Genomic DNA, 14,998 nt, shown 5'->3' with positions numbered 1-14,998 from the left:
GCACCCGTCGCGGCGGAGCGCCTTGGTACGGTGAGCTCATGGGGGATACCGCACTTCTCATGACCATCATCACCATCGCTGCATCCGCGCTCGGGCTGATCATCACCTTGCTTCTGCTGTACCTGGTGATCCGTCAAGCGATCTTCCACGGCATGCGCGCGCACACCCGTTGGATCGACGAGGGCCGACCATAGACAGGTCGGACTCCGCAAAGCTCGATGCGCCCGCAGCTCGTCCGCCCGAAAGCGGGCTCCGTCATGCGCCGACGTCTGCCGAGACCCTCCCGGCGCTGACCGGAACCGAGCGGCACCTCACGCTGAGATTCGCGGGAACCTGTCGTCGCTGTGGGCTGCACCTCGAGGCAGGATCGCGAGCCGTCCACGACCGCGCGACGCGCACGGTTCGGTGTCTCGCATGCTCCGGACCCGCCGCCTCGGAACAGACGCCCGCGCCGGAGTCCGAGGTGGCCTCGCTCGCGAGCCGCCCTCCGGCGGCATCCGTCATCGCTCAGGTGTTGCGCGCACAGTCGACCGCTCCACGGCGCTCTCGCGTCGATCGATTGTTCGGTCGCTCTCCGCTCGCACCCGACGCAGACTCGTGGTTCCGCGGTGCGCTCGGCGAACTGGCGGTCGCACAGCGCCTGGCCGGGCTCGGACCGGAGTGGCGCGTCATCCACGCGGTGCCCGTCGGGACGCGCGGGGCCGACATCGATCACCTCGTCATCGGTCCGACCGGCGTCTTCACGGTCAACACGAAGCACCACGCAGGCCGATCGGTATGGGTCGGGGAACGGCGCGTGATGGTCGACGGCCAGCGGAAGGACCATCTGAGGAACGCGGCGCACGAAGCGGCGCGCGCGAGTCGTCGACTCTCGGCGGCGACCGGAGTCGCTGTCGACGTCGCTCCGCTCGTCGTCATCGTCGGCGCGTCGCGGCTCACCGCGAACGCGCGCTCAGCGCAGGTCGTCGTCCTCAGCTCGGGAAGCGTCGCCGGGTGGCTGCGATCGCGCCCGTGGTTCCTCCCGCCGGAGTCTGTCGACAGCATCGCGGCAGCCGCGAGCGACCTGGCGACGTGGAACGCGGCTCCCGCACCAGAACCCGACCTCGCTGCGTTCGCCGACCTGCGCGAGCAGATCGGGCGTGCTCGTTTCCGTCGTCGAGTCTGGACGGGTGGGCTGCTCGTGGGACTCGTCGGCGTGACGATGACCGCACCGTTGTGGGTGGGGACGGTTCTGGCCGGAACGGTCATCAGATAGTACGGATGCCGCGCCGTGGCCATGGCGACGGGTCGACCAGTACACGTTCGCGGGTGCGTGCCCGAGCTTCCGCCGCGTCAGGTACCGCTGTGGATGAGCCTGACCTCGACACCGCCGTCGCCGCGGATGGTGGGGTTCGTGGCCGCGATCGCGAGCGCCGCATCCTCGTCGTCCGCTTCGATCACGTACACACCCGCGACGACCTGCGCGGCGTCGACGAACGGCCCCTTGGTCACCCCGCCAACGCGGACGGACCGTGCGAGCTCGCGCGGCGTGAACGCGAAGGCGGCACGCAGCGTTCCTGATCTCGCGAGCTCGTCGCCGTGCGCGTTGGGCTCGGCGAGCTGCTCCTCCGATGCGTCGAGCGCGTGTGCGGAGTCATCGGTGTAGATCAGGACGGCGTACTGCGGCATGGCGGCATCCTCTCTATCCTCGGCTCAGCCGGGTAGTCGTCATCCGAATGATGAGAGTTCGCTAATGTACTGAACGGCCTTTTCTCCACCCGAAGGATTTTGCTCTCGTGTCACCCCGACGAATTCGCGTAGCCGGCGTGCGCGGAGATTTCCTCACGCCGCGTGGGTGGCCGACGCCCACTGATGACTGGATTCGCGAGAACGCCTTCTGGCAGCCGCCGGTCGGGTGGACGCCGCTCCCCGGGCTGAAGCCCGCCCCGGCCGGGTGGCAGTTCTGGACGACGAACCCGACGTGGGACGCCGCCGCGACCGCGTGGTACGCACCGATCCGAGGCTGGTACCGCGCGTTCATGATCGCGTCGAGCGCATGCTGGCCGGCCTTCATCGCCGCGGCGGTCTTCCACATCGATGCACTCCGGCTCGCGGCGTTCGTCTTCTTCCTCATCGGTTTCCTCTGCCTCGCCGCGTACGAGGTACGCAAGCGTCGCATGACCGCGGAGATGTTCCTCCGTGTCACGACCGGCGCCACGCGCAGGCGGGACGAAAGACTGGTGCGCGAGTATCAGTCCTATCTGAGGGATGCCGCATGACGCTCGACGAGGCACGCGAGGCGCTCGGTGTGGCGCGAGGTGCGAGTGTCAGGGAGGTCCGCGATGCGTTTCGTCGGCGCGCACGCGACCTGCATCCCGACCGCCACCCGATGGCGTCCGACGCGGAACGGCGTCGCATGAGCCTGGCGTTCGACCGGGCACGGCAGGCACGCGACATCCTGGTGAGGTTCGTGAGCACGCCGTCTGGGGCCGCGGCATCCGGCCCGACGGCCTCGTCGAGCAGCGACCGATCGTCGACGACGACGGCTCCGCCCCGCCGGGAACGCGCCCGTCCGCGCACGAGCGACTCCTCCCGCAGGACGGAGGCTCCTCGCGTCACCGTGCGCTTCGACGAGTTCGTCCGCGCAGCGGATGCCGCAGGCTTTGGTCCCGGGTCACGCACGCGCCGGTGGATCGATTGGCCGCGGGCGGTCGCGTGGTCGACGGTAGGCGTCGCCGCCGGGGCGATCGTCGGCGCCGGCTACGTCGCGACGGCCTTGGTGTGATCGAGACCGCCTCTCAGGCGAGCTTCACCATCTCGACGCTGCGGTCCCACAGCTCGCGTGCGAGTTGCTCGTCGGTGGCGAGCTTGTGCGTCTTCGTGACGCGGTCGTTCTCGTAGTACGCGCCGGGCAGCCAGTCGGTGCCGGGCTTCCCGTCGGCGAGGAACACGAGACGCTTGCCCCCCTCATCGGTCGTCGTCAGCAGTCGCTTGGCGAGGGGGTTGTGGTACATGAACCGGAACGGTCCGGTCAGGTTGCCCGCGAAGCCGGTCGCGACGACGCCCGGGTGGAACGCGCCCGCCGAGATGCCCTCGCTCCCCCACCGGCGCTGCAGTTCGCGGGTGAAGAGGATGTTCGCGAGCTTGGCGTTGCCGTAGGCGACGCGTCCGGAGTAGCGGCGCGCGCCATTGAGGTCGTTGATGTCGAACCGCGAGAAGATCCGGGCCGCCGCGCTCGCGGTTTGGATGATGGATGCCTCGCTCTCGACCAGCCGCTCCCGCAGCAGGTTCGTCAGCAGGAACGGACCGAGGTGGTTCACCTGGAACGTCTGCTCGAACCCGTCGGTCGTGAGCTTGCGGGGGCCGAAGATGCCGCCGGCGTTGTTCGCGAGCACGTCGATGCGCGGGTAGGCGGCGAGCAGTTCGTCCGCGAGCCGGCGCACCTGCGCCAGGTCGGAGAAGTCGGCGAGGTGGTACGGCATGTTGAGGCCCTCGGCGACAGCGCGGGTCTTTTCGGGCGATCGGCCGACGAGGACGACCCGGTGGCCGCGGGCGACGAGTTGACGGGATGCCGCGGCTCCGATCCCGTCGCTGGCGCCGGTGATGACGATGGTTCGCATGAGGCGAGTGTCACACCCTTCGCTATGTCGGTGTCGGCTCTTGACGGTGGGCGCGTGGTGTGGCCGGAGCCGAGCCCGACTCAGAACGGCGGCGGATCAGCGGCGGGCCAGGTCCGCTCGGCAGGGGTGAACGCGACGGCCGGTGTCGGTGCGTCTTCGCGATACGTTCTGCCGAGGGGTGAGGTCCATTCAAGGACGCCACCCCCGAGTTGTCGCACCCTCCAGGCGGTGAACTGCTTCATCGAGTGATGCCTCTGGCACAGATGCGCCAGGTTGCCGACCTCGGTCGCGCCGCCGAGCGCGTGATCGTGGGTGTGGTCGACCTCGCAACGGATGGCGGCGAGGCGGCATCCGGGGAATCGGCAGTGCTGATCACGCGCCTGAAGGTGCCGTCGCAGGGGGTTCGGCACGCGGTACGTGTCGACGGCGAGCACGGTGTCGGTGATCGGATCGGTGACGAGGCGTTCCCACGACGGCGTGTCACCGGCGAGGCGCCGGGCGGTGGCGGCGTCGATCGGCGTGCGTCCGACGAGATCGCACGGCACGTCGGCGCCGGCGAGGGAAAGTGCGGGGACCACGACCTGCACGCGCGCGCGGATCGCACCGAGGGGGCCGGCGGTCGTGTCTCGCGTGTCGTCGAGCGCGGGTGTGCCGGCGAGCAGCAGGTCGGCGAAGACGTCGGCGCGCACCTGGTCGGCGGTGCGCGCGTCGGTGTCGACGATCTCGCTGGAGCGCTCGCCGCGCGTGTCGATGATCGCGCGCGCTTGGCGGGTGAGCCGGTCGTGGATGCCCTCGGCGATGACGGTGGGCAGCGTTGCGACGAGGTCGCTCATGCCGTCGCGGCCGGGAATGAGGCGCACGGCGCGGTGGGTGGCGGCATCCTGATGCCGTTCGGTGAACGACCGCGGGTGCATCTGCAGCGCGAGGATCTCGATCTCGGCACGCACCCGGTTGGGGGTGTCGCGTCGGCAGCGCTGGATCGCGACGGCCTCGAAGGCGAGGCGGATGTCGGCGGGCAGGTCGGCGCCGGCCTCGACGATCACGTCGACGTGACCGCGGGTGATGATGCCCGCCTCCCACGCCTTGAGCGACGCCGGATAGTCCTCGACGATCGTGCGCGCCCGGGTGATGCGACGTTGCACGGTGCGGTCGGTGAGGCGGAGCACCCCGCCGAGTTCGGCGGCGATGGCCCGGAGCGCCATGTCGTGCGCTTGCACGCGCGCCGAGGACTCGGCCGCCTGCTGCTCGGCGAGCGCACCCGCGCGGGCGAGCACCTGCAACTGCACGATCTGAGCCCGGGTGATGAGCTTTTCGACCATCGCGGTCTCGTGCACGATGTCGGCGAGGGGCGCGAAGCGTTCCCGGATGCCGATGGTGCCGAGCGAGGTCATGCCTCCATTGTGGTGGGGGCCTCCGACATCGCTCTTGCGCCCGCGAAGCCGGTCAGTCGGCGCTCTGCCGGGGCGGGTTGAACCATGAACTCGAGCCGCACGCCGTTGTCATCCTCGACGAATGAGGCGTCCTAGCGGTCGCTGAACCGCGGGTACGGTTTCGGCTCGCGGACCGGAGTCCAGCCTGCCTCGATCGCCGCGTCGTGGAGGCGACCCACCTCTTCCCGGGAGTCCACGGCGAACGCGAGATGCTGCCACCCGATGCGGCCGTGGCGATGCGGTTCGTCGTGGTCGTCGCGGGCCGGGTAGAGGATGAGCTCCTCTTCGCCGCGGTACCACGAGACGGAGCCGACGGCATCCTCTCGGGTGCACCCCAGCAGCCTCATGACGGGGTCGAACTGCGCGGTCGACGTCGCCAGGTCGCGCACGCTGATGCCGATGTGATCGAAGAGAGCCATGCCGCCATCCTCCGGGCCGCGGTCGCCCGCGCGCTAGCCCTCGAGCCGCCGCAATCGCAGCCGTGCCATGTCCTGCGCACGGGGCCCGGACCCCAGCGCCCGCTCGGTCACGCGCAGGATGAGGCGGGTCGCCGTCTTCACCGGCAGCCACGAGCGGCGCAGGCCCAGCATCCGCCTGATCCGCGGCGGGAACGTCGCGACCGCCGCGGCGAACAGCACGCGGTAGGCGACGCCCATCATCCCGGTGAACGGGGGCTTCTTGAGGAAGCGGACGACGTCGTCGACGCGCTCGTCGCGGCGCAGCTCGCCGCGGTCGAGGAAGCCGTCGATCTCGGCGCGCAGGGCAGCCTCGGTGAGGGGCGGGTCGGGCACGCGCATGAGTCGTCCGGCGGTGGCCCAGTCGGCGACGTACGCGTCGGGCCCGCCGGGAATCGCGCCGCCGTACGCCTCGTGGCTGCGCAGGAACGCGTCGGTGAAGGCGAGGTGCACCCAGCGCACGAGGTCGGTCTGCTCGGCGGTGTAGGTGCGGGCGGAACCGTCACCGGCGACGTACTCGCCCTGCACGCGCTGATGGAAGCGGCCGACGCGGGCCGTCTCGGCATCCGCTTGCGTCGTCGATCCGTAGGTGAGCGTGATGACCCAGCGGACGGTGCCGGTGAGACGCCCGATCGGATCCTCGCGGTAGCGCGACCAGTCGTGCACGCCGGCGAGGGCGCCCGGGTGCAGAGCCTGAAGGAGAAGGGCACGGATGCCGGCGACCAGGGTGCCCATGCCGGCGTGAACGGTCCACGCGGGGCCGCCCTCGGCGAAGTAGCCGGTGTCGTCGCCGTCGGCGAGCGCGCGGACGTACGGCGCCATCCCGGTCGGGTCGCCAGCGAGCGCGGTGAGCAGGCGACCGCGGAGCCGGGTCACGCGCGAGGAGGGTGGTGCGGGTGTCACGGTTCCAGCGTGCCACCGCTGCGAGGTGGCGGGGTCGGGTGGGGCCTACGCGCCGGCCGCCATCGCGAGCTCGCCGTACCCCATCGCGATGAGGAAGGAAAGCACGGCGAGCACGATCGAGACGGGCACCATCATGTTCCGTTCCGGCTTGCTGCGCGAAATCGCGTTCATGAGGATGCCGAGCACGAAGTACGCGAAGACGACCCACACCCCGACCTGGGCGACGACGTCCGGCACGACGTCGATAGCGCGGACGCGATCCCAGGCGAGCACGGCGATCAGCGCGTAGATCAGGACGGAGACGAGGCTGCCGATGCGGAGCTTCGCCGGCAGCACCCGGTGCTGGCCTCCCCACGCGAATCGCCCCAGCGGAGCGCCGAGCGCGAGCGCGATCTGGAAAATCGCGAGCAGGGCGAGGATGACGGTGAGGACGAGCGCGAAGGGCACGCGCTCAGGCTAGCGGGGCGTCGTTTCTGGTCTGATCTGATCGATGGGCAGTTCTCCCCATCGCGACCGCCCAGCGCGCTTCCCTACGCTGACAGCGTTCGACAAACCCGATTGTCGCGGCGTGTCTTCTGGGGGATGGCATGCACATCGCGACGATCTTGGCGGATGCCGCGCGGCGTGACCATGTGGGGACGGCCCACGCCGCGCGGAGTCCGCGCATCACTCCGCGAGCGCCTCTGCGAACGGTCGCGGCTCGCGGCCCTTCGGCTGGGTCGGGCGCTCCCCCGGGTCCGGCAGCGGCGGCGTCGGCATGGTCAGGTCCGTGCCGGACGTCAGCTCCACCGCCTCGCCGAAGTGCCGGATCGACATCGGCTCACCGGCGCTGACACGGTAGGTCGTGGCATCCGGTGCGATCTCGAGATGCAAGGTACGGCCCTGCCAGCGGACGCCGAACGCGAGACCGGTCAGCTGCTCCGGCAGCCGCGGGGCGAACCGCAGTCCGTCGGCCGTGTCGCGCATGCCGCCGAAGCCGGCGACGAGCGCCGTCCAGATGCCGCCGAGCGACGCGATGTGCAGGCCGTCCTCGGCGTTGCCGTGCAGGTCGTCGAGGTCGATCGTCGCGGCTTCGGCGAGGTAGTCGGCCGCGAGCCCGAGGTGCCCGACCTCGGCGGCGATCACCGCCTGGATCGCCGCCGACAATGACGAGTCCCGCACGGTCAACGCCTCGTAGTAGCGGAATGCCCGCGCCTTCTCGTCCGCCGTGAACCCGTCGGTGCAGAAGAACAGTGCGAGTACGAGGTCGGCCTGCTTGAGCACCTGCTTGCGGTAGAGCTGCACGTACGGGTACCGCTCCTGCAGCAGCTCATCGCCCGGGGTGTCGGTCTCGAAGTCCCATCGTTCCAGCTCGGTGAACCGCGCCGCCTGCGGGTGCACGCCGCGCTCCTCGTCGTAGGGCACGTGCATGGCACCGGCGGTGCGTACCCACCCGCCGATCTCGCCGTCGTCGACCCCGAGAGTGCGAGCGAGATCCGGATGCCGACGCGCGGCATCCGCGGCGGCGTCGAGGTTCGCGCGGGCCATCAGATTGGTGAAGACGTTGTCGTCGTAGAGGGCGGTGTACTCGTCGGGGCCGGTGACGCCGTCGATGTGGAAGCGACCGTCGGCGTCGGTGCGACCGAGGGACTGCCAGAGGCGGGCGGTCTCGACGAGGATCTCGAGGCCGGCGTCGCGTTCGAACTCGACGTCGCCGGTCGCCCGCACGTAGTGGACGACGGCGGCGGCGATGTCGGCGTTGATGTGGAACGCGGCCGTACTGGCGGGCCAGTATCCCGACGACTCGCGTCCGTCGATGGTGCGCCACGCGAACGCCGCACCCTGTAAGTGCAGCTGGCGCGCCCGGTCGCGGGCGTGGTCGAGGGTGGCGTGGCGCCAGCGGAGGGCTTCCCTCGCGGCATCCGGTGCGGTCGCCGTGAGGACGGGCAGAACGTAGGCCTCGAAGTCCCAGAACGTGTGGCCGGCGTACCCGGCGCCGGTCAGTCCCTTGCCGGGGACGGAGCGCTGCTCGGCGCGCGCCGCGGCCTGGAACACCGAGAAAAGCGCGAACCGCACCGCCTGCTGCAGGCGGGGCTGCCCGTCGACGCGGACGTCGGCGCAGGTCCAGAAGTCGTCGAGCCGTTCGCGCTGCGCGGCGAGGAGGCCGGTCCAGCCGTCCCGCATCGCGTCGGCGACGGCGGCTTCGGCGCGGTCGCGAAGGCCGGGCGCCGAGATCCCGGAGGCCCAGGCATGCCCGACGATCTTGACGACCTCGAGCCGTTCGCCGGGTGCGAGGCGGGCGCGGATGGTGGTGCGGGCGAGGTCGTCGGATGCCGCGGTGCGCACCTCGGCGGTCGCGCCAGACACGAGGTGGTCCATGCTGACGGCGACGCCGATCCCGCTGTTGCGGGTTTCGTGGACGAGGGTCGCAGCGCTGTCGAAGACGAAGCTCCCCGCGCTGCGGAGCGGGGTCTCGAGGATGTCCTGCACGCGCGGGTCGGGGTGCGGCTCCGGCAGGGGTTCGTTCGCGACGAGCTCGGACTGGAGGGTGATCGTGATCGGATCGTCGACGGCTTCGACCTCGTACCGGACAGCCGCGACGGAGCGGTGGGCGAGCGAGACGATGCGGGTCGAGCGGATGCGGACGGTGCTGCCGGCGGGTGAGGTCCAGGTGAGCGTGCGTTCGAGGGTGCCGGCGCGGAAATCGAGGTGCTGTTCGTGGTGGTGGAGGGTGCCCTCGCGGATGTCGAGCGGTTCGTCGTCGACGGTGAGGCGGATGACCTGTCCGTTCGGCACGTTGATGACGCTCTGCCCCGACTCGGGGTACCCATAGCCGCCTTCGGCGTAGGGCATCGGATGCTCTTCGAAGACGCCGTTGAGGTAGCTGCCCGGAACGCCGTGGGGCTCCCCCTCGTCGAGCAGCCCGCGCCACCCGATGTGCCCGTTGGAGAGGGCGAAGACGGACTCGCGGTGCGGCAGGCGGTCGACATCGACGCCGCTGAGGCCGATGCCCCAGGGCGTGACGTCGAAGGGCAGAGGGCGGGTCATGATGTCACGGTAGATCACGGTGTCTTTTCGCCTCGAAGGGTTGCAGTGGGCGACCGCGGACGTATGCTCGCCGGCCCCTCCCCCGGCTTCGTCACCGGGAGCCGCACGGGTAGCGTCGTCGCATGGCCAGCGATGACATCGACCCCGCGGAGACGCCGGTCGCGGAATGGGTGGACCGTCTCGCGCAGGCGAAGGGGGCACCGGGTGGTGGAGCCGCCTGCGGCGTGATGACGGGCATCGCCGCAGGGTTGCTGGGAATGGTGGCGGCATACACCGACGATGACCCCGAGGCTCGACAGGCCGAGCAACGATTGAGCCGCACGCGGCGCCTGGCGCTGGATGCCGCCGAGGAAGACGGCGTCCGGTCCGCGGCTTTCGGTGCGGCTCTCGCGATGGACCAGGGTCCCGACCGCGAGCGGGCGGTTCGGGACGCGACGGTCGTCGCCGTCGCGTCGGCGCTGGACGTCGGCCGGGTCGCGGCTTCTCTCCTCGAGGAGGTCAGGCTGCTGGCCGACATAGGCAACCCGCACGTCGAGGCGGATCTGCGCGTCGCGGTGGAGGCTCTGCGGGCGGCGCTCGAGGGCACGAACCACACGGCGCGAGCCAATCTCGACCTTTTGGCGAGGCACCGGACCGCGGACGATCACCTCGACCCGAAGGTCGCGGCTTTCGAACGGGACCTCGTCGACCTCGCCGCGAAGCGAGCGGGATGCACCCGCATCGCGGCGGGCTGGTCGTCCGAGTAGGCCCGGGAGTCTGCGCCGGTTTGGGTGCGCGTCACCCGAACACCCGCCGGAGCACCAATCGTTGCCCCAGCGTCCACATCACCGTCGTCAGCAGATAGATCCCCGCCGCGAGCGGAACGAACACCGCCACCACCGCGGTCATGAACTGCAGCGCCCCGAGCATCGCGACCGGAACCCCCGGCGCTCCTTCAATCGGCGTGATCCGAAAGGCCCGCCGCGTGATCTCCCCCACCGCCGCGATCGCCAGGACGAGGCATCCGATGACCAGCCAGGTCGCGAGGCCGGCGGTCCCGGTCGACACGGCGTGGAACAGGCTCGTGCCGAGCGGCACGCCGAGCAGAGTCTGCGACAGCAGCTCGTTGGCGTGCCCGGCGAGGCTCGGGTGGATGAATACGGAGTACAGCAGGCCGACGATCGGCGCTTGGATGAGGATCGGCAGGCAGCTGGCGAACGGCGACACGTTCTCGGAGCGGTAGAGCTCCATGGTTTCGCGTTGCAGGCGTTCCCGGTTGCCGCGGTAGCGGGTCTGGAGTTCCCGCAGGCGCGGAGCGAGGCGGATGCGCGCCTGGTCGGCTTTAGCTTGGGCGATGCCGGCGGGGATGAGCGCCGCCCGCACCACGAGGGTCACGAGCACGATGGCGAGCGCGCCCGCGAACGCTCCCGTCCACGGCGTGAGGAGCGAGGTCAGGCCGATGAGGCCGCGGGAGGTGAGGTCGAGCAGGGTGAAGATGACAGGCAGGATGGTGATGTCCACGGGGTTCCGTTCGTCGGAGCGATCAGGGTCGGCTGATCGGCCGCGAACGGATGCCGGGACACACGGTGCCCGGACGGTTCGACGCTACGCGGCCGCAGTCACCCGACTGGGTCCGCGACGGCGGATGTGTCCCGGCGCATCGGGGTCGCTCTGAGCGAGCGGCGTTGTGAGTTCGATGCGACGGGTGGGATGCGGGGCGGACCCGCGACTGGCCGCGTAGAGCGCGGTCGCGAGGAGTGCGAGCGTGAGGACGGCGAGCGCGAGGAGCGCGACGGTAAGGGCGGGGGCGCTCATAGATGGGTCGACAGCGACGATGCGCCCGAGGACTTCGATAACGACGCGCAGGAAGGGGACGATCGCATAGATCATGATCGCCTCCCGGTTCGACGGGTCATGTGGAACCGAGGCTAGCGGATGTCGCGCTGACGTTTACGCGATGGGTGCACAACCATGCTGGCTCGGCAGCGCTTTGTGTTCGGGCACCTAGCCTGAATGGGACTGGTCCAGATCAAGTTCCCGTGGCCGACAAAGAGCCCCGATAAATCGGCAGTTCGCCGCTTACAGTTTGCCACCCGCCGGATTTGAGATGCGAAGCTCGGAGGGGCGCCGAGGCGATGCACAGTTCCACAATCTTGCCGCCACGGGTGCGTTCGCCGATAACCGACCAACCAGCGTACGCATCGAGAACATCGCCATCGCCCGGGAGAGTCAGAATGACCGTCGCTCCGAGGGAGCGACAACGATTCGCTTCGACTCCGAGCCTTCTATGATCCGCGTGCGTAAAGACCAGAGACCCGTAGCGTCGGAACGGAAAGTCACCCTTAGTTCCATAAGGCGGATCGATGAAGACCACGTCGGAAGATTCGACATTCGACAACAAAGTCAGGTAATCGTTGCATTCGACCGTCACCCGATCGAGAACCTTAGAAAGACGTAGCAGGCCGGCTTCAAGAGTGTCTAGCCGTAAGCGCCCTCCGCCTCCGTATGGAACGTTGAAGAGTCCTTGTTGATTCGTTCGATAGAGACCGAAGTATGCCGTCCTGTTCAGATACGTGAACCTTATGGCCCGCCCCAGTCCAGTCGTGGGCTCTTCGCTTCTTATCCGCTGATATGTCTGAGAGTCATCAGCGAGCGGCCGCAGACCGTCGATGATGCCCAGCGGGTTGATCTTGCACTGGTCGTAAAAATTGACGAGATCTGCATTGGAATCGGTGCCGTGCGCCCGCACAGACGATAACCCGAATGAAACACTTCCCCCACCGAAAAACGGCTCAACTATCCGATCGACATGATGCGGCAATATGGACCTGAGGAGCGGGAGGAGCCTACGCTTCCCGCCCGCCCACCGCAGCGGCGATTCGCAGACCCCGGCATTTGGAGCGTTCAAAGCGCGATCGTAACTACTGTGTGCCACTCGATCTCCACCGCGCTCGATTCCAGACGTCGCTCGGGTTCCGCGTAGTACACCTGCGCAACCCCGTGATCTACAGCGTATAAACCCATAGCGAGCGCCGCGATTTTCGTGCCGCTCAGGAGGAAGCTCAGCGCGACATCCTCACCTTCCTCTGAGAAACGCGAGAGCGAAGCTTCGAGCTTCTCGACTGAGCTCGCGAGGTCCTGCGCAGGCAAGGTCACAACGCCCCCCTCAGCAAGCAGATAGTCCTCCGCGAGGTTGACGCTCGCGCGTTGGGCCATCCGATCGTGCTCGACACGGATCCCGGTCGTCAGCGCGACGATCACTCGGTCGGGTTCGAGCGCGTTAACGAGGCGGAGGGTGTGATCTCCCTCGAAACCACCGGACACGACGAGCACAGAGCGAGCACTCGGAAACGCTCCCTCACCCAGGGTAGGGATAGCCCGAGGCTTCCAGGATCCTTCGGTGAAAGAAAGTGAGCTGCTCTCGTTGATGTAGGCCCGGGCAGCGGAGTAGATCGCTGAGAAGCTCGCCACCACTCCCGTCTTTGCGCCAAACCCGAGCAAACTCAACGCTAGGTAGCGGGGCACGCTATTCAGGTCGACGGCGACGCGGAGAGGTCGGCCAACAGCCTCATAGACATTGAGCACAGCGCGACGGAACATCGCCCATGCTCCTACAAGCGCGGATGTATCAATCTGTAGCGTCAGTAGCGGATTATCAGAAACCCTGCTCATTCCTTCGCGAAGAAGTCCCTCGTGAATGTCTACTCTGCCCGAAGTACCGCGATCCTCGAAGGTCAGGAGCATCGCGTGCGTGACCCGATTCCGGTACGAGATGTCGTTCACCACGAGGCACCGCGCGTCCCAAGTTGCCCCACCGATCAGTAGGTCGACGTCCTCAATGCTGACTTCGATAGAATCAACCGCGACGCTCTGAGAGACGATCCGGCGACGACTCACGAGCCGCCCTCCGCCCAGTCCTCAAAACCTGGCAACGCAGCCTGGTTTCTTGTCAAGCGTCGGGCCGCCACCGGCTCGAGCCAACGGCTCGGTGGGGCGTCGGGGTCTTCAATGGCGCGCTCAACCAGCTTGAACGACACCGATGTTTCGTATTGGGGTTTCCAGTAGCTGAACCCGAAATGTCTCGCGAACGACCTATTCACCCGGCAAGTGACTCTGCCGTCGACGATACTCAAGTCCGCAATGTAGCCGTAGCTTGCCGCATCACGCAGTAGCGAAAGAAATGCCCCAAAGGAAGCGCGCGGCTCAACTGATCGACCGGGATCGCGGATAACTATACGGTTTGCGTTCGGCTTGCCCATTCGACCAGAAAGATAGAAGTCGCCTCGGTGAGACACCTCGCCAAACAGTCGAATAACTGCGGAAGCGGCAAAGTGATCTACAAGTGTCGCCGACATCGATTCGAGCTTCCGCCGCCCCAAACGGTCCAGCGCTCCATCCTGGGTGCGGAAATCTATTTGCCTGAGGGACAGAAAACGAGCCACGTCTCGGTTCGTGGCCAACTCCGGTTCGCTCCGATTGCCTATCTCCATCGCATATCTGAGGAACCGTATAAAATCGCGAACGCTGTTGTCAGCCATGTTCACCGCGATACGCCATCCCGCGTAGGTGGGACGATCGACGCCAATGGAACCCAAAAGATTCAGATACCCGGCAATCTTCTTCTTTCGATAACCGGCGCTCTCCTCTCGGCGGCTCAGCACTTCACCGCTCCTTATGGCATCATTCGCTAGCAAGTGATCTCGAATTGGGTCAGCTGACTTGTCCGCATATCGGCGCCTAAACCGCTCAGCCTCCCGCGTCTCCGAACGTGACACGGCAATCTCCAGCAGCTCATTCAGGTCAGGATTGCCCAAGAATTGCTTCAGGTCAAAACTGGACCGGTCAAGACCGACCACCTCCATTCGCGCTCGCAACACGCCATTGAGCAGCGAAATCATGTCCTCGGCGGTTCTATCGTCGAGATCCACTATCTCTCGATCATCGATTGACAGCGAAACGCCGTCCGCTCGGGTTGTCGTGCCGAGCGAATGCAGCACAGATACGGCCAAATAAACCGGAGCATCCGTCTCCCTGATGAGGGTTCTAACGGCCACAGCCCAATCTTCAGAGAGAAACTCTCCCTCATCCATGCAAATTCGGAAGGTCCAAGCCTCGTGCCCACCAAGTCTGGACACGAGCGAAGCGAGGGCACCGAACACTTGCGATGTGATCGAAGCCATCTCCAGCAGATCAAGCTGATCGAGTGCATCCTCCGGGCTGGGCAACTCGATAGCAGCTGCCGAACGAAGGTATTTCATCACAGCTCGCCCCAGACGATCCACATCCTGTAGCGAGATCACGTCGGCTGGACCGATGGGCCGGATTTTGAGCACAGCAGGAGTCCAGGCCCACACCGATTCCGCTATCGGATTGAGGTCTGCCAACTCTTCGCTGTAGGTAGCGAATCTGCGCTCCCTGTTCAGTCCCGCGATTGCCCTACAAATCTCGACGATCCACGTCGCCCGCAAGTAGCTAGAGATGACTGTGTAACGGACTTGGTCACTGCTTTCCCGCAACCAGATGTCAAGCATGTCGACCGGGAGAAGCTTGATCTGGAGGAAACACCCAATAACACCGTCGGCCCATGGATCGGGCCCGAGGGCTG

Annotated in this window: 17 protein-coding genes; 5 read left to right on the top strand and 12 right to left on the bottom strand. The window is 67.4% G+C overall.

Annotation, left to right across the window (positions count from 1 at the left end):
• The first annotated feature begins 38 nt into the window (after window positions 1-38).
• Window positions 39-194, top strand: a complete 156-nt coding sequence (locus tag BBA86_RS14515) for a hypothetical protein (protein WP_189318405.1) — start codon at window positions 39-41, stop codon at window positions 192-194.
• A 269-nt stretch (window positions 195-463) separates the two neighbouring features.
• Complete coding sequence (locus BBA86_RS02315; RefSeq protein ID WP_065570075.1) at window positions 464-1,255, top strand: nuclease-related domain-containing protein; 792 nt, start codon at window positions 464-466, stop codon at window positions 1,253-1,255.
• A 77-nt stretch (window positions 1,256-1,332) separates the two neighbouring features.
• On the opposite strand, the gene BBA86_RS02310 is transcribed toward BBA86_RS02315, so the two are convergent.
• Entirely contained in the window at window positions 1,333-1,668 is a 336-nt protein-coding gene (locus BBA86_RS02310; protein WP_065570074.1) for a YciI family protein, read from the bottom strand.
• A gap of 137 nt (window positions 1,669-1,805) precedes the next feature.
• Here BBA86_RS02310 and BBA86_RS14510 point away from each other — a divergent pair, with 137 nt between their 5' ends.
• Together BBA86_RS14510 and BBA86_RS02300 are read left to right on the top strand one after the other, a co-directional pair.
• The gene (locus tag BBA86_RS14510) at window positions 1,806-2,258 is read left to right on the top strand and encodes a hypothetical protein (protein ID WP_065570073.1); all 453 of its coding nucleotides are present in this window, start codon (window positions 1,806-1,808) and stop codon (window positions 2,256-2,258) included.
• A complete protein-coding gene (locus BBA86_RS02300; RefSeq protein ID WP_065570072.1) occupies window positions 2,255-2,764 on the top strand; it encodes a DnaJ domain-containing protein in 510 nt (169 codons plus the stop codon). Before BBA86_RS14510 ends, BBA86_RS02300 begins: the two co-directional genes overlap by 4 nt.
• Before the next feature lie 13 nt (window positions 2,765-2,777).
• On the opposite strand, the gene BBA86_RS02295 is transcribed toward BBA86_RS02300, so the two are convergent.
• The 6 genes from BBA86_RS02295 to BBA86_RS02270 form a co-directional block, all read right to left on the bottom strand.
• Window positions 2,778-3,599, bottom strand: a complete 822-nt coding sequence (locus tag BBA86_RS02295; RefSeq protein WP_065570071.1) for an SDR family NAD(P)-dependent oxidoreductase — start codon at window positions 3,597-3,599, stop codon at window positions 2,778-2,780.
• Window positions 3,600-3,679: 80 nt separating this feature from the next.
• Window positions 3,680-4,990, bottom strand: coding sequence for an HNH endonuclease signature motif containing protein (locus BBA86_RS02290; RefSeq protein ID WP_065570070.1), 1,311 nt, complete (start codon window positions 4,988-4,990; stop codon window positions 3,680-3,682).
• Window positions 4,991-5,121: 131 nt separating this feature from the next.
• On the bottom strand, window positions 5,122-5,448 hold the full coding sequence (locus BBA86_RS02285; protein WP_065570069.1) for a VOC family protein: 327 nt from the start codon (window positions 5,446-5,448) through the stop codon (window positions 5,122-5,124).
• Between the two features lie 33 nt (window positions 5,449-5,481).
• The gene (locus BBA86_RS02280) at window positions 5,482-6,360 is read right to left on the bottom strand and encodes an oxygenase MpaB family protein (protein ID WP_223246998.1); all 879 of its coding nucleotides are present in this window, start codon (window positions 6,358-6,360) and stop codon (window positions 5,482-5,484) included.
• A gap of 72 nt (window positions 6,361-6,432) precedes the next feature.
• Window positions 6,433-6,834 (bottom strand): hypothetical protein, encoded by a 402-nt coding sequence (locus tag BBA86_RS02275; protein ID WP_065570067.1) that lies wholly within the window; start codon window positions 6,832-6,834, stop codon window positions 6,433-6,435.
• Window positions 6,835-7,053: 219 nt separating this feature from the next.
• Entirely contained in the window at window positions 7,054-9,414 is a 2,361-nt protein-coding gene (locus BBA86_RS02270) for a glycoside hydrolase family 65 protein (protein WP_065570164.1), read from the bottom strand.
• A gap of 122 nt (window positions 9,415-9,536) precedes the next feature.
• On the opposite strand from BBA86_RS02270, the gene BBA86_RS02265 reads away from it, so the two are divergent.
• The gene (locus tag BBA86_RS02265) at window positions 9,537-10,160 is read left to right on the top strand and encodes a cyclodeaminase/cyclohydrolase family protein (RefSeq protein ID WP_065570066.1); all 624 of its coding nucleotides are present in this window, start codon (window positions 9,537-9,539) and stop codon (window positions 10,158-10,160) included.
• 31 nt (window positions 10,161-10,191) lie between these two features.
• On the opposite strand, the gene BBA86_RS02260 is transcribed toward BBA86_RS02265, so the two are convergent.
• The 5 genes from BBA86_RS02260 to BBA86_RS14375 form a co-directional block, all read right to left on the bottom strand.
• Window positions 10,192-10,914 (bottom strand): YidC/Oxa1 family membrane protein insertase, encoded by a 723-nt coding sequence (locus tag BBA86_RS02260; protein WP_065570065.1) that lies wholly within the window; start codon window positions 10,912-10,914, stop codon window positions 10,192-10,194.
• Between the two features lie 84 nt (window positions 10,915-10,998).
• The gene (locus tag BBA86_RS02255; protein WP_065570064.1) at window positions 10,999-11,283 is read right to left on the bottom strand and encodes a DUF6412 domain-containing protein; all 285 of its coding nucleotides are present in this window, start codon (window positions 11,281-11,283) and stop codon (window positions 10,999-11,001) included.
• A 139-nt stretch (window positions 11,284-11,422) separates the two neighbouring features.
• Entirely contained in the window at window positions 11,423-12,328 is a 906-nt protein-coding gene (locus tag BBA86_RS14230) for a DNA adenine methylase (protein WP_223246997.1), read from the bottom strand.
• Window positions 12,298-13,290 (bottom strand): hypothetical protein, encoded by a 993-nt coding sequence (locus BBA86_RS14380; RefSeq protein ID WP_141677827.1) that lies wholly within the window; start codon window positions 13,288-13,290, stop codon window positions 12,298-12,300. The genes BBA86_RS14230 and BBA86_RS14380 overlap by 31 nt, the downstream gene beginning before the upstream one ends.
• The gene (locus tag BBA86_RS14375; RefSeq protein WP_141677826.1) at window positions 13,287-14,924 is read right to left on the bottom strand and encodes a hypothetical protein; all 1,638 of its coding nucleotides are present in this window, start codon (window positions 14,922-14,924) and stop codon (window positions 13,287-13,289) included. The genes BBA86_RS14380 and BBA86_RS14375 overlap by 4 nt, the downstream gene beginning before the upstream one ends.
• Window positions 14,925-14,998 lie beyond the last annotated feature (74 nt).

This window comes from Microbacterium oleivorans, assembly GCF_001691565.1.
Classification (GTDB): Bacteria; Actinomycetota; Actinomycetes; order Actinomycetales; family Microbacteriaceae; genus Microbacterium; species Microbacterium oleivorans_B.
Note: the sequence above shows the minus strand (reverse complement) of the source record. Positions and strands in the feature narration are given on the sequence as shown.

Bases quoted from the DNA above. Each gene is read 5' to 3' on its own strand.
- BBA86_RS14515 (WP_189318405.1), top strand. From the start codon at position 39: ATGGGGGATACCGCACTTCTCATGACCATCATCACCATCGCTGCATCC.
- BBA86_RS02310 (WP_065570074.1), bottom strand. From the start codon at position 1,668: ATGCCGCAGTACGCCGTCCTGATCTACACCGATGACTCCGCACACGCG.
- BBA86_RS02300 (WP_065570072.1), top strand. From the start codon at position 2,255: ATGACGCTCGACGAGGCACGCGAGGCGCTCGGTGTGGCGCGAGGTGCG.
- BBA86_RS02295 (WP_065570071.1), bottom strand. From the start codon at position 3,599: ATGCGAACCATCGTCATCACCGGCGCCAGCGACGGGATCGGAGCCGCG.
- BBA86_RS02290 (WP_065570070.1), bottom strand. From the start codon at position 4,990: ATGACCTCGCTCGGCACCATCGGCATCCGGGAACGCTTCGCGCCCCTC.
- BBA86_RS02285 (WP_065570069.1), bottom strand. From the start codon at position 5,448: ATGGCTCTCTTCGATCACATCGGCATCAGCGTGCGCGACCTGGCGACG.
- BBA86_RS02270 (WP_065570164.1), bottom strand. From the start codon at position 9,414: ATGACCCGCCCTCTGCCCTTCGACGTCACGCCCTGGGGCATCGGCCTC.
- BBA86_RS02265 (WP_065570066.1), top strand. From the start codon at position 9,537: ATGGCCAGCGATGACATCGACCCCGCGGAGACGCCGGTCGCGGAATGG.
- BBA86_RS02255 (WP_065570064.1), bottom strand. From the start codon at position 11,283: ATGATCTATGCGATCGTCCCCTTCCTGCGCGTCGTTATCGAAGTCCTC.
- BBA86_RS14375 (WP_141677826.1), bottom strand. From the start codon at position 14,924: ATGCTTGACATCTGGTTGCGGGAAAGCAGTGACCAAGTCCGTTACACA.